The following is a 12,711-nucleotide window of genomic DNA, read 5'->3' as shown; positions in this document are numbered from 1 at the left end:
TGGAGCGATGGACATCGACATCACCCTTGATGCACATCACCGCAATGCCGCCCGCACAGTCTGCAACGAGGCGGCAAACAGGTCGACGGCGCGCTTGCCATCGTTGTCCTTGATGGTTTTGTCGGCACCCCGGGCCAGGACGAGGGCGTAGTTGGGCGCGCTCTCATCGTTGCTTTCCTGTTCGGCGGCGTAGTGCAGCAGGGTGCGGCCCCTGGCGTCGCGCGCGTTGATGTCGATCCCCAGGCTCAGCAGAAAATCGAGAAAGGCCACTTCCTTCGGGAACGTGTGGCGCGGGAGCCAGTGACGGGCGGTGAGGTTATGCAGCAGGGTTTGCTGGCCCGGTTGCAGGGCCAGCGGGTCCAGCCCCTTGCTCATGATCAGGCGCACCAGGTCCGGCTGGAAGCAATAGGCCAGCGACGAACGGCCATCGGCGTCGGTGCGGGTGGCGTCCGCGCCCAGTTCCAGCAGCGCGGTGATGGGGCTGTCGCCATCGAGCGTGTGGGAGAGCAGCGCCGACTGCAGCGGTGTGTAGTGCTGCGAGTCGTCGGTGTTCTGTGCGATGGCCTGCGCGTTGATGTCGGCGCCGCCGGCGACCAGCACGCGCACCTTTTCGCCGGTGCTGGCGGTGTGCAGCGGCGTGGTGCCGTGGATGTCGCGTGCGTTGGGATCGGCGCCGTGTGCCAGCAGCACGCGTGCGGTGGCCACGCCGCCCCAGCCGAGCATGGTGGTGCCGTTGTCCCAGCGTGCGTCCGGGTCGGCGCCGGCGTCCAGCAGCGCTTCCAGCATGTCCAGATAGTCCTGCAGGCTGAGGTGGTTGTGCAGCTTGCTGTCGACGTCTTTCACCGCCTCCTCGCTGGCCTGCTGCAGGGCGCGCTTGGCGGCGCGATAGCGCGCGCGGGTCTGTGCGTCCTTGGCTTGGGCGATCATTCCATCCAGTGAGTCGAGGCTGCCGATGCTGATGCTGTCGATCAGGTGCTGGCGGTAGTGCGCGCGCGTCATTGCGGCGATCGGCCCGCGGGTGACCACCAGGTCGTGCAGCGGCCAGTACCGCTGATTGGCCCAGCCGTTGACGCGTGCGCCGTGCGCGATGAGCCAGCGCACGGTGGCTAGCGTGCCGTGTTTGACCGCGGTATTGAGCGGCAGCAGCCGTGTATTGAGCGTTGCGCCGGCCTTGAGCAGGCGCTCGATCATCGCCGTGTTGTCGTGCCGGGTGGCGTAATGGATGGCGGTGGAAAACTCCTGGTCGGATGTGGTGTGTTCCATCAGCCAATCGCTGTCCGGCGTGCAGTCGGGGACGGCGCCTGCCAGCAATGCGGCCTCGACGCCGACGAGTGAATTGGCGCGTGCGGCGTCCAGCAATGCGCGATCGGCAGCGCTGCGCTCCACGATCGGCAGCGGCGGCGTATCGGGGTCGGGTTGCGCCGGGTCGCGTTGCAGCCAGGCCAGCCACGCCTTTGAGCCCTGGTTGCCGGCATCCAGGTAGAAGGTGTCGTCTCTCTGGCCGTTGCCGAAGCGCATCCACGAGGCCCATTCGGTGCCGGCCATGCCTAGCGCCGACATCTGGGTGATGAAGCTGAAGAAGTCCGGCGCCAGCGCCAGGCCGTGCAGCATCTCCAGTTCGTGCGAGAAATAGCGTACCGGTTGCCTGGCCGGATCCGCATGCGTGGTGTCGATGGTCAGCCAGTCGCCGTTGATGAGGTTGTAGAAAGCGAACTGGTGTTCCCACAGTGCAGGACTGTTGGGTGCCTCGGACAGATCGCGCGTGGCCAGCTCCTGCTTCCAGTCCAGGAAGACGGGCAGGGCCATCGTATCGATGTGCGTCAGGCTCCACACCGTGTCGCGATTGCAGCTCATCGACGGCAGGTCTTGCTGTTCCATCGCGCGCAGATGCGAGGGCACGTACCAGCCGAAGCTCACCTCCGCCGACAGCTCGCGCAGGACGCGACGCAGTTGGGCGGGGATCGGCAGGCGGTGACGGCGTTCGAGCGATAGCAGCTGGCGTTCTGTCGCAGGCGGGGCGATCCGTAGCGGCGTCACCTGCCAACGGCGCTTGCGGGCGATGGCTTCCATCCAGCGCCATTTTGCCTGCCACTGGCTCCAGCGCGTGTGCAGGGCGCTGTCCTGCTTGGCGCAGGCACCGAGCAGCGTTGAGGTGGTCAGAGCCATGAGGCCGGCATCGAGAAACTGGCGGCGGGAGAGCGTGATCAGAAGCGGTTCCTTGCGTCTGGCGACGGGACGAGGCGTCTGCGGGCAAGCATGCACGTAGGAGCGCTAAACGCGCGACAAGGTCTTGCCGCATCAGCCGCCGACGCGGGTTGGGATGTCGGCCAGGCCGCTGACTGCAGGTGCTGCGTTGCGCTGAAATCCTAGGCGATCACTGGCCGCGTGTGGGGCAGGGGCGGCGCAGGTGTCGTACGGTTGCGTAGGATAGGGCGCACGGAGGCACTCGCATGGACCCGATATCCCATCGCCAGGAACCCCTGGTTTCAGCCACACGGCTGTATGTCCTGCTGGCGCGGGACGCACGCACCGGGGTGATCTTCCGGCGTGGGCCCAGCAAGCAGGTACAGCTGATCCGCTGGGACTTGCGCACGGATACGTTCGAGCACGGGCAGTGGTTCAAGGGCCGCATCTACGAGCGGCGTTGCGATCTGTCGCCGTCGGGGCGGCTGTTGGTGTATTTCGCGGCCAAGCACAAGGGCGATTTCGGAACCTGGACAGCGCTGTCGCGCCCACCGTTCTTCACCGCGCTGGCGCTCTGGCCCAAGGGGGATGCGTGGGGTGGCGGTGGTGCGTTTGAGGACGAGCAGACGCTGCTGTTGAATCATCAGCCGCAGGCAGGCCGCGAGCCGTTTCCGCTTCCGACCGGCTTCGGTCTGAAGCACGGGATGACGGTGCGGCCGTTCGGGCAATGGTCCGGCGGTGGCGAAGACGAGCCGATCGACAGCATGCTGCGGCAGCGCGCTGGCTGGCGAACGCTCGACGGCGGTGAGGGCGAACGCGGCGGTTTGCGAAGCGGCGTGCTCTACGGCTTCACGCGCCCACGCGTGTGGGAGAAGGACGGCAGTGGCGGGCGTCGGCTGCAATCGCTGTTGCGTGCCGTGGGGCGCCAGAACGATGCCTGGTATGCGCTGGATCATCGCGTGCTGGATCGCGACGGCGCCGTGCTGGTGGACCTGCCCGGCACCGACTGGGCCGATTGGGATGGCGGCGACCTGGTGTTCGCGCGCGGCGGCTGCCTGTATCGATTGTGCAAAAGCGATTTCCGGCGCTATTCCGAGCAGGGTGAGCAGGCGGCTCGGCTGCTGCATGACTTCAGCAAGGCGCGGTTTGAGCCGGTGGCACCCACAGCGGAGGCGCTACGCTATTGAGGGGCTGTGCGCGATGCCTGTGCGCTGCCGGCATTGCAAGCGGACAAGGCCTCGGAATGCGGCGCCGCGTTGCCTGCGCGGCGCCGCGGCTTGCGGCAGCAAGATGTCGACCTGCAAGGCCTCCGTACACACGCCTGAGTCGTGCCAGCCGCGTATCGGCGGCGTGGTGCGGCAATCAGGCGCCATCGTTTGCGCGCAGGTGATCGAGCAGCAGCGGGTGCAGCAGCGGTGGCATGGGCGCAGTGCCTGCCCCGTGCTCCCACTGCTGCAGGAATGGCGCCAGCCATTGGCGATGCCAGACAGTTGGACGAGCGCGTGCGGCCAGCCGCTGGCGCAACTGTTCGACATGTGCGTTGGCACGTGTCTGTTCGCCGCACTCCAGGTGGAAGAACACGAATACCAGCAGCACGCTGTCCGGGCTGGCGAATATCACCTCGGGCGGCACCACGCCGTTGTCGTCGCCGTGTTCCAGCAGCTGCAGCCAGGTGTCGGCGGAGCGTTGGAACCAGGGGCCGGCCAGCTGATCGGTGATGCGGCTGAAGAAGTGCACATCCAGTGCGGGCAGTGCCGTCGCCAGACGGGCCAGGGTAGCGCTCAGCACGGCGTCGCTGTGGGCTGGATTCAGTACCCAGCCGCCGTAGTGGCCCACGTCGGCGCTGTCCATGACCTGCCTGCCCAGGAAGGTGGCCGCATCAGCCACGCAATGCAGGTCATGCAGCTGCGTGGTCGCCGCGCGCTGCTGCCAGGCCAGCAGGCGGGCATGCTGCAGCCCCGCCTGGACCATCAGCTCGCCCAGGGTCGGGTCATAGCTGGCCCACAAACACTGACGGCTGCCGTCGTGGTCGCGGATCCATTGCCAACGATGGCTCGCTTCAACCGTGACAGCAGACCAGCCAGCAGCGCGCAGCGATGTGCCCAGGTGTTGCTCCACCAGTTGCGGGAGCAGCTCGCGCAGACGCACCCGCTGACGTGTGGCCTTGTCACGCGCAGTGCGTAACGCCGCAGGCGTGCGCTTGGGCTGCAGGAAAAACCGCAGACCCATCTCGCGCTCGATCTCACCGGAGGTGCCGCTGTCGGCCAGCCGCGGCACGGCCAGGTCCTCGGGTGCGCCACGGCGAGGCTTGAGCGCGCGGAGTGCGGCCAGCGCACGGATGGCGCGCAAGGTGTCGGAAGCGAGCAGGCCGTCCAGGGTGGGCGCGATACCGTCGGCAGCGTCGAAGGTATCGTCCAGCCAGCCGTTGACCAACAGGCCGTAGCAATCGGTGAACAACGCGCTGTCATCGGCCTGGTGGGCGAGGTTGAGAACGTCCCCGAATACTTCTGCCAGCGGTAGCGTGTGGCCGGTGTCTGGTTGGCGGTAGACCACGCGTGCCTGGTCTTGCCATTGCAGATAGACCTCGCCCTGTGCATCCTCCAGCCAACCCGGCGCTTCGGCGGCCAGGGCCTGCGCGCGCAGGGTCGCATCGTCGATCTCCTCGACCGCCGTACGCACCAGCACGCCATTGCGCAGTAGCTCGGTGTGCACGCGGAACCAGGTCAGGCCGGTGTCGTAACGCGCCTGCAGCCCAAGCAGGCTACGCATGAGCGCTGCCTTGTGCGTGCGACTCAAGCTGCCGCGATCGACCAGCTGGACGCAGCGTTCGATGAACTCCTCGATAGCGTGTTGTGACATCCGTGCCTCCTGTACGTCAGTGGTCAACGTGCGGGCATCATCATGCCAGTGGTCCGGGCGACCGCGTGAGCGGGAAAGGTCGCGGGCGGGAGCCGTGCCGCCCGGCGCGGATCCGCTGCCTGTTCGTGCGCTGCTGCGCGCTTTTCATCTCAAGCCAATAACGGAGTCAGGTTAACTTATCAGTCGGCGGTGTTCGGTCTGTGTGGGCGATGAGCGGGCCTGACGCCCGCAAAGCGGTGGGTCTTGGTTTCGACCATTGCGCGGAAGGCGTCGTGGCCCAGGGCTCGCTGCTGCTGCTGCTGCAAATGAAGACGAATGCTGCGACGTAGTTTCGTCCAAGCCGCTGGATCAGTTGCCCGATCCGTCCCGCATCAGGTGGCGTGACTAGCAAGTGCACATGGTTGTCCATCAAGACGTAAGCGTGCAACTGGCAGCCTGTCGCGTGCAGGGCCTCATGCATCAGGTGCAGATAGCGCAATCGATCGCCATCATCCAGAAAGCAGGGCAAGCGGTTGTTCCCGCGTTGCACGATGTGCTGCGGGATGCCGGGAAAGTCGATGCATGGAAGTCTGGCCATGGCACAAGACTCGCAGCCCGGCGTTGGTACTGATAACGAGGAAACCCTCACGAAAACTGAGGCCGTAGCCTGAAATTTGGCTAGGAAGTGAACCTGACCCCGTTAGCGCAGCGTTTCCAGGCATGGCGCGTACTGGGCAGTCTTGTCTTGGACGATTGCCACGTCGTTGCGCATATTTCCCTCCTCGTCCCATCCCGGCGTCTGCCCGCACTGCGTCAGGACGGGAGACAGTGTAGAGAACGCTGCTTGATAGTCCTTGCGGTCGTAGCGCTGCTGAAATACCGCGCGTGCGCAGGCCGGCAACATGCGGTCTCCGCGCTCCTCCAAGCGGAAAGAGCCATGCGGTTTAATTGCCTCGGTTCCCTTAGCTAGTGCGAAGAGACGTACACCGCATCCGCAAATGCCTCGGGAATTGCAAACGTCTCCCGCATCCTCCGCGCCTCGGCCGCCGGCGTGGCACCAAACAACCGCCGGAACTCACGACTGAACTGCGATGGGCTGGTGTACCCCACCGCATGACTCGCCGCTTCCGCCGTCAGCGATTGCCGCACCATCAACAACCGCGCCTGGTGCAGCCGCGTCGACTTCACGTACTGCATGGGCGAGACCTGCGTGATCGCCTTGAAGTGGCTCTGGAAGCTGGGCGCGCTCATGCCTGCTTCGCTCGCCAGTCGCGCCACGTCCAGGGGCTGCGGATATGAGGCGTGAATCAAACGTAGCGCCTGGCTGATGCGACCGAACTGGCCGCGCATGGCCAGTGCACTACGCATGGCGCTGCCCTGCGCGCCCGTCAATACGCGGAAATAGAGCTCGCGTAGCAGTCCCGGGCCGAGGACGGCGGCATCCAGTGGCTTCTGCATGGCCTCGAGGAAGCGCAGGACCGAATCGCGCATGGCGTCGTCCACGGGCGTGGACATCATGCTCTGCGGTGGCTGCAGAGTGTCGGCCTGGCCTTTGCGGTCGATCTGTTCCGCCACTTCCGCGGCGAGCGGGAAGTCGAGATGGAGGTAGAGGGCCAGCAGGGGGTGGGCCGGCGTGGCGTCCGTTTCCATCGTGAAAGGCACGGGCACCGAGACGGCGAGGTACTGGTCCGCGTCGTAAAGGTAGAGCTGGTCGCCGAAGTAGCCACGTTTGCGGCCCTGGCACACGATGACGATGCCAGGGTCGTAAAGCACGGGCGTGCGGGCAAGCGCCCGGTCGGAGCGGAGGATGCGGACGCTCGGCACCGCCGTGAGGTTATAGCCCTCGTCGGGTGCCAGTTCGCGCAGAAGTTTGAGCGTGCGAGCCTTCGGAGCATCCATAGGAATAGGCAAGAATAAAAGCCAATTGTGACTTATCGACCTGGCAATGGTGGCGGATTATGCATTCCAAGACCAACCAACGGAGCACCCATGGGCAACCCGAAGACCCTCCTCATCACCGGTGTCAGTAGCGGTTTGGGCCGTGCCCTGGCCCGGCAAGCCGTCGCCCAGGGCCACGTGGTCATCGGTACCGTTCGCAACGCGGCGGCGAAACGCGTCTTTGAAGACCTCGCTCCCGGGAAGGTTCATGGCCGCCTCCTCGACGTCACCGACTTCGCCGCCATCGACGGCGTCATCGCCGAAGTGGAGGAGAATGTCGGCCCGGTCGACGTCCTCGTAAACAACGCTGGCTACGGCCACGAAGGCATCATGGAGGAGTCGCCTCTCAAGGAGATGCGCCGCCAGTTCGATGTCAACGTATTCGGCGCCGTCGCCATGATGAAGGCCGTGTTGCCGTACATGCGCCAGCGCCGCCGCGGCCACATCCTCAACATCACCTCGATGGGCGGCCACATCACCATGCCCGGCATCGGATACTACTGCGGCAGCAAATTCGCGCTGGAAGGCATCTCCGAGACGCTGGGCAAGGAAGTTGGTCCGCTAGGCATCGCGGTGACAGCGGTGGCGCCGGGTTCGTTTCGCACCGATTGGGCGGGGCGTTCGATGCAGCGGGCGCCGCGATCCATCGCGGATTACGACGCCATCTTTGATCCCATCCGCCAGGCCCGCGCGGAAAAGAGTGGCAAGCAGCCAGGCGACCCGGTGAAGGCAGCACGCGCGATGCTGAAGGTGATTGCCGCGGAAAATCCGCCGGCGCATTTGCTTCTGGGGAGCGATGCGTTGACGCTGGTGCGAGCCAAGCTGGCTGCGTTCGCAGCGTCCATCGCCGATTGGGAAAAGGTGACCATTTCAACCGACGGCTGAAGATGCGTCTCTGGTGCAGCGCACTTGCTAGCGAGGAGGGGGAGCGCGATGAGTCTTATCGCGAGCACCGATCGGCGCCCCTACAACACGGGGTAGCGGGGGTGGCACCGGGCAGGTAGTTCAGTTCATGAAGGGCAATGAACACCGATTCCGCGCTTCTGGCCCGTTTGCCAAAGGATGGAGTGACGGCTTTGGTGTTGATGAAACCAGACTTGGCGGACGATGCGTCGTACGAGTGCCGAACGACGTCGGTAGCAATCGGCCTTGTTGCTTACAAACCTCACGTCTGGATCGTGTCCGCCACGTCGGATCTCGCACCAGCTGGAAGAACGGATGACCCGTATCTGGAAAGGGCAAGCATCTGGTGATTTCTGACGGCGAATCGGTCATGCAGTATCGCCGGTGCAAGTGACAGGGTTGAGGTGTGCAGCACGTGTGTGTTGATGTGGACGGAGGCTGACTGACGCGCAAAACGTAGGGGGTTAGCATCGCTTGCCGTCATAGAGGAAGAGGTGGGGCTGCGGTTCGGGGTGCGGCGCCCACCACCCACTCTCCATCTTTCGGCTGCACTGCTCATGTTCAGATCCACTTGCATGACCCTCGCGCGCGCGTTGCGCTGGTGCGTCGTGTCGCAGGATGCGTGGGGAAGTTGGTGGGCAGCGGCACTTGGCCGAAGGCGCGGCGATCACGATGAGCTCGCGTGACGGGCCGCCCATGGCGCGCGGGCAGCCGTCGCTCGCCGAGAGGGACCGTCTCCGCGCCGAGTTCGACCAGGCACTGGCCGCACTGCATGCCGAGCTGTTGGTGTACCTGCGCCGCCGTACGCGCGATGCCGAGACCGCGGCAGACCTGGCGCAGGAGACCTTCTCGCGGATGATGGTGTACCGCGATGCGCCCAACATCGGCGACCGCCGGCTGCTGATGTACCGCATCGCGCACAACCTGGTGATCGAGCAGCGGCGCTCGCGTCAGCGGCGGCTGGCGGCGCAGCACGTGTCGCTGGACCAGGTTGCGCCGATCAGCGCCGACGAGGCCGGCGTGGACGAGATTGCCGATGCGCGCCAGACACTCGATGTGCTGCTCAAGCGCACCTTGCTCGAGCTGCCGCCGAAGTGCCGGCTTGCGTTCAAGCTCAGCCGGTTCGACGGGCTCACCTATCCGCAGATCGCCGCGAAGATGGGGATCTCCACCAAGATGGTGGAGAAGCACATCAGCCGTGCGCTGCTGGCGTGCCGCGCGGCGGTGGGGGAATTGCCGCAGTAACCGGGCTGCAAGACGGCTGGCTGGCGCCGCCGGAAGATGCTGGTAGCATCGTGCGCGAGGGCGCAGCAGACGGCCCGTCGGGAGTCACCAGCCATGCGTGCAGAGTCCGGGCGCATCCACGCGCAGGCGGCCGCCTATCTCGTTCGACGCGGCAGCGAGACTGCTGCCGAGCGCGCTGCGCGCGAGGCGTGGCTGGCTGCCGATCCGCGCCATCGTGCGGCCTACCAGCAGTTGCTCGACGTGGACGAACACGCGTCGGCAGTGCTGGATGATCCCGAGTTGCAGGCCGCCACTGCACGCGATCTGGAACTGCTGACGCCGGCCTCCGGCCGGCGTCGTCGCTGGCCCTGGCTGTTGCTGGCAGCGATGCTGGTTGCCGCGATCGGCTACGCGGTGCATCACCTGCTGGTGCAGTAGCGCGCACTCAGCGCTCGGCACTCAGCAAACCGCACTGCGTGTTGCGGAAACCGTTGAATGTGCGCTCTGTTGCAGCGCTGCCTGCATATTGCACACGTTGCTGGTAGGGCATTGCGCTTGCGCAACATCACTTGTTGTCGGGGGACGCAATGGCGATGGTGCCGCGCCCAGGACGCGAAGGATGCACATGCAAGCACGACGGGCAGTATCGGGGAGCGGTGTCGGTTTTGATCATGCACGCAGCAGACTGGCCTTGGCGGTGGTCTCGCTGCTGTCGCTGCACAACCTTGCGGCGCAGGAACGCACTGCTGTGCAACGCGTGCAAACCCCAGCGGTGGAAGCGGATGCGCAGCGCGGTGATGCGCCTGTGCACGTAGCCACGGCCGGCGTGCTCTGGTGATGGCGATGCAGGCGTAGTGGACGCGTAGCAGGTAGTGGGGAAAGGGCAATTGCATACACAGCGATGACGTGTCGGGCCCGGATGGGTGCCGAGCCATTTTGCGTGCGCAATGATTGCTCGAAAATCAAACAGTTAGTGATACTGGTCGCTGCCCGCCGCGCTGCGGTGCCCGCGTTTCAGCAGTCGGGTGCAGGACCGATCTTGCTCAGCTGGCGATGCGCGCCGGGTCGACCCGGAGTGCGCCGTCGGCGGGCCAACCCAGGCAAGCCAAAGGACGCAGCATGAAGACACGCACGTTACGCAACGCCATTTCCATCGCCCTGCTAGCCGTGGCGAGCGGGGCGGCAGGTGCGGTGGGGGCACGGGCAGCGACAGCGCAGGGGGCGACGCAAGCTCCGGCAGCGGCGCAGAAAACGCCGGCAGCCGTGGCACCGAACGCAGGCGAGCCGCCCAGGCCCGGCTCGCCGGAGACTGCGATTGCGGCGACCGCGCCGGCGCAAACCGCCGCGACCGAGTTGGAGTCCATCGAAGTCACCGGCACGCGCATCAAGGGCGGTGCAGTTCCGTCGCCGGTGATTTCGATCAGCGCGGCGCACATCCAGGAAGAGGATTTCAGCGATCTGGGCGAGGTGATCCGCAGCGTGCCGCAGAACTTCTCCGGTGGGCAGAACCCGGGCGTGCTGAGCGGCAATCTGGCCGGGGCCGGCAATGCGAACCAGAACATGACCGGCGGCGCGAGCCTCAACCTGCGCGGGTTGGGCGCCGATGCCACGCTCACCCTGCTCAATGGGCGCCGGCTGGCCTATGGTGGATTCACCCAGGCGGTGGACCTCAGCGCGATCCCGGTGGAGGCAGTGGAGCGGCTGGAGATCGTGGCCGACGGTGCGTCGGCAATCTATGGGTCGGACGCGGTGGGTGGCGTCGGTAATGTGATCCTCAAGCGCGACTACGACGGGGTGAGCGTTGGCACGCGCTTCGGGCGGGCCACGCAAGGCGGGCTCACCTCGCGGCAATACAGCGTTACGGCCGGCACCACCTGGCGCAGTGGTGGAGTGATCGCGACCTATCAGGACGCGTCCGCAGACCCCATCTACAGCCGTCAGCGTAGTTACACCACTCAACTCACCGACCCGTCCACGCTGTATCCGGGCAGCGACCTGCGCAGCGGGCTGCTGAGTGCTTACCAGGCGCTGGGCGACAACGCCGAATTGCGCCTGGATGCGTTACGCACTGAACGCGACCAACTGCATTTTTACGCTGTCAGTGGCCGCAACAGCCGGGTCACTCCGACCACCACCAGCCTGCTGCTGTCACCGAGCCTTGTGGTGTGGTTGCCCAACGACTGGACGCTGACATTGGGCGCCACCGACGGCAACAGCAAGCACGATCAATACCGCCAGGAGACGGCGCTGGCTAGCGGTGCGGTGAGCGTGACCGACCTGTGCTATTGCAACGACAGCCGCAGTTACGAGCTGGGCGCCGAAGGGCCGCTGTTCGCGCTGCCGGCAGGCGATGCGCGCCTGGCCACCGGGGTGGGGTATCGCAGCAACACGTTCCGTAACGTCAACCACGTCAGTGGCGTGGAGACGATCGACGGCAGCGAAAGCGCGCGCTTTGCCTATGCGGAGCTGAATCTGCCGGTGGTGGGCCCGGCGCAGGGCGTGCCCGGTGTGCAGCGACTGACGCTGACAGCGGCGGTGCGCGGGGAGGACTACAGCAGCTTCGGCGGGGTGACGACGCCCAAGTTCGGTGTGCTGTATGCGCCTGGCAGCGATGTGACGCTCAAGGCCTCGTGGGGCAAGTCGTTCAAGGCGCCCACGCTGTTCGAGCGCAACTACGCGCAGGAGGCGTGGCTGTTCCAGCCGGGCGCGTTCGGCGGGGTAGGCTTTCCCGCCGGGACGACGGTGCTGGTGGCCGATGGCGGCAACCAGGATCTGCAGCCGGAGCGCGCCATCACCCGCTCGGTCTCGCTGGCCTGGCACCCCGAGGCGCTGGATGGCCTGGAGGCGGAGCTGACCTGGTTCGGGGTGGACTACAGCAACCGCGTGTTGCAGCCGATCGCCAATGCCAGCCAGGCGTTGCGCAATCCGATCTACGCGCCCTTCGTGGACCGCACGCCGACGCCGCAGGCGCAGGCCGATGTGATCGCACTCGCCAGCCGGTTCTCCAACTTTGCCGGCGTCGCCTACGACCCGAGCCGGGTGGCGGCAATCATCTACACGCAGTACGCCAACGTGGCGCAGCAGGACATCGAGGGTCTGGACCTGAGCGGTAGCTACCAGGTGGCGTTGGCGCGCGGCACGCTGACCTTGCGCGGCTCGGCGAGCTGGCTGGACAGCACGCAGCAGACGTTGCCCGCGCAACCGACGTTCGATCTGTCCGGCACGCTGTTCAACCCGCCCAAGCTGAGCAGCCGCGTGGGCGCGGTGTGGAAGCAGGGCGGGCTTACCGCCTCGCTGTTCGGCAACTACCGCGGCGGGGTGCGCAACCGCGCCGACGGGGTGGAGTCGGCATCGTTCACCACATTCGATATGGCGTCGCGCTACGCCACCGGCGCACGCGGCGATGCGTGGGCGGGGCTGGAGTTCGGTGCGTCGGTGGACAACGCCTTCGATCGCGATCCGCCGTTGTATCGGGTGACCTCGCCGCTGTACGTGGCGCCGTACGACTCCACCAACTATTCGGCGATTGGCCGCTTCGTGAGCGTGTCGGTGTCCAAGCACTGGTGATGCGTGGGCTGCCTGCTGCAGCCGATGTATTGGCGATGGTCCTTGAGCGTTGCTGAG

General features: G+C 65.9%; 11 protein-coding genes. 6 read left to right on the top strand and 5 right to left on the bottom strand.

Translation table 11 applies throughout. The annotated features are described in order from the left end of the window. Nucleotides 1-36: 36 nt before the first annotated feature. Nucleotides 37-2,166, bottom strand: coding sequence for an ankyrin repeat domain-containing protein (locus DYQ94_RS08755; RefSeq protein ID WP_126965219.1), 2,130 nt, complete (start codon nt 2,164-2,166; stop codon nt 37-39). A gap of 284 nt (nt 2,167-2,450) precedes the next feature. On the opposite strand from DYQ94_RS08755, the gene DYQ94_RS08750 reads away from it, so the two are divergent. Then, on the top strand, nt 2,451-3,371 hold the full coding sequence (locus DYQ94_RS08750; protein WP_126965218.1) for a hypothetical protein: 921 nt from the start codon (nt 2,451-2,453) through the stop codon (nt 3,369-3,371). 175 nt (nt 3,372-3,546) lie between these two features. Here DYQ94_RS08750 and DYQ94_RS08745 read toward each other — a convergent pair whose 3' ends face one another. The 4 genes from DYQ94_RS08745 to DYQ94_RS08730 form a co-directional block, all read right to left on the bottom strand. Continuing rightward, on the bottom strand, nt 3,547-5,043 hold the full coding sequence (locus DYQ94_RS08745; protein WP_126965217.1) for a hypothetical protein: 1,497 nt from the start codon (nt 5,041-5,043) through the stop codon (nt 3,547-3,549). A gap of 166 nt (nt 5,044-5,209) precedes the next feature. Next, nucleotides 5,210-5,620, bottom strand: coding sequence for a transposase (locus DYQ94_RS08740; RefSeq protein WP_237475037.1), 411 nt, complete (start codon nt 5,618-5,620; stop codon nt 5,210-5,212). 102 nt (nt 5,621-5,722) lie between these two features. Beyond that, nucleotides 5,723-5,926, bottom strand: coding sequence for a hypothetical protein (locus DYQ94_RS08735; protein ID WP_126965216.1), 204 nt, complete (start codon nt 5,924-5,926; stop codon nt 5,723-5,725). Between the two features lie 62 nt (nt 5,927-5,988). After that, complete coding sequence (locus DYQ94_RS08730) at nt 5,989-6,921, bottom strand: AraC family transcriptional regulator (RefSeq protein ID WP_065032165.1); 933 nt, start codon at nt 6,919-6,921, stop codon at nt 5,989-5,991. 90 nt (nt 6,922-7,011) lie between these two features. On the opposite strand from DYQ94_RS08730, the gene DYQ94_RS08725 reads away from it, so the two are divergent. From DYQ94_RS08725 to DYQ94_RS08705, 5 genes are all read left to right on the top strand, one after another. After that, nucleotides 7,012-7,845, top strand: a complete 834-nt coding sequence (locus tag DYQ94_RS08725; RefSeq protein WP_160955265.1) for an oxidoreductase — start codon at nt 7,012-7,014, stop codon at nt 7,843-7,845. A 137-nt stretch (nt 7,846-7,982) separates the two neighbouring features. After that, nucleotides 7,983-8,213, top strand: a complete 231-nt coding sequence (locus tag DYQ94_RS08720; protein ID WP_126965214.1) for a hypothetical protein — start codon at nt 7,983-7,985, stop codon at nt 8,211-8,213. 322 nt (nt 8,214-8,535) lie between these two features. Beyond that, nucleotides 8,536-9,108, top strand: coding sequence for an RNA polymerase sigma factor (locus DYQ94_RS08715; protein WP_226426886.1), 573 nt, complete (start codon nt 8,536-8,538; stop codon nt 9,106-9,108). A gap of 93 nt (nt 9,109-9,201) precedes the next feature. Next, the gene (locus DYQ94_RS08710; protein WP_160955266.1) at nt 9,202-9,525 is read left to right on the top strand and encodes a DUF4880 domain-containing protein; all 324 of its coding nucleotides are present in this window, start codon (nt 9,202-9,204) and stop codon (nt 9,523-9,525) included. 681 nt (nt 9,526-10,206) lie between these two features. Next, nucleotides 10,207-12,654: a TonB-dependent receptor plug domain-containing protein gene (locus DYQ94_RS08705; protein WP_160955267.1), complete on the top strand. Its 2,448-nt coding sequence runs from the start codon at nt 10,207-10,209 to the stop codon at nt 12,652-12,654. Nucleotides 12,655-12,711: the final 57 nt, after the last annotated feature.

This window comes from Xanthomonas sp. LMG 8993, assembly GCF_009835065.2.
Classification (GTDB): domain Bacteria; phylum Pseudomonadota; class Gammaproteobacteria; order Xanthomonadales; family Xanthomonadaceae; genus Xanthomonas; species Xanthomonas arboricola.
Note: the sequence above shows the minus strand (reverse complement) of the source record. Positions and strands in the feature narration are given on the sequence as shown.

Coding starts and splice junctions, on each gene's coding strand:
- DYQ94_RS08755 (WP_126965219.1), bottom strand. CDS start 2,166: ATGGCTCTGACCACCTCAACGCTGCTCGGTGCCTGCGCCAAGCAGGAC.
- DYQ94_RS08740 (WP_237475037.1), bottom strand. CDS start 5,620: ATGGCCAGACTTCCATGCATCGACTTTCCCGGCATCCCGCAGCACATC.
- DYQ94_RS08725 (WP_160955265.1), top strand. CDS start 7,012: ATGGGCAACCCGAAGACCCTCCTCATCACCGGTGTCAGTAGCGGTTTG.
- DYQ94_RS08750 (WP_126965218.1), top strand. CDS start 2,451: ATGGACCCGATATCCCATCGCCAGGAACCCCTGGTTTCAGCCACACGG.
- DYQ94_RS08720 (WP_126965214.1), top strand. CDS start 7,983: ATGAACACCGATTCCGCGCTTCTGGCCCGTTTGCCAAAGGATGGAGTG.
- DYQ94_RS08705 (WP_160955267.1), top strand. CDS start 10,207: ATGAAGACACGCACGTTACGCAACGCCATTTCCATCGCCCTGCTAGCC.
- DYQ94_RS08715 (WP_226426886.1), top strand. CDS start 8,536: ATGAGCTCGCGTGACGGGCCGCCCATGGCGCGCGGGCAGCCGTCGCTC.
- DYQ94_RS08710 (WP_160955266.1), top strand. CDS start 9,202: ATGCGTGCAGAGTCCGGGCGCATCCACGCGCAGGCGGCCGCCTATCTC.
- DYQ94_RS08730 (WP_065032165.1), bottom strand. CDS start 6,921: ATGGATGCTCCGAAGGCTCGCACGCTCAAACTTCTGCGCGAACTGGCA.
- DYQ94_RS08735 (WP_126965216.1), bottom strand. CDS start 5,926: ATGTTGCCGGCCTGCGCACGCGCGGTATTTCAGCAGCGCTACGACCGC.
- DYQ94_RS08745 (WP_126965217.1), bottom strand. CDS start 5,043: ATGTCACAACACGCTATCGAGGAGTTCATCGAACGCTGCGTCCAGCTG.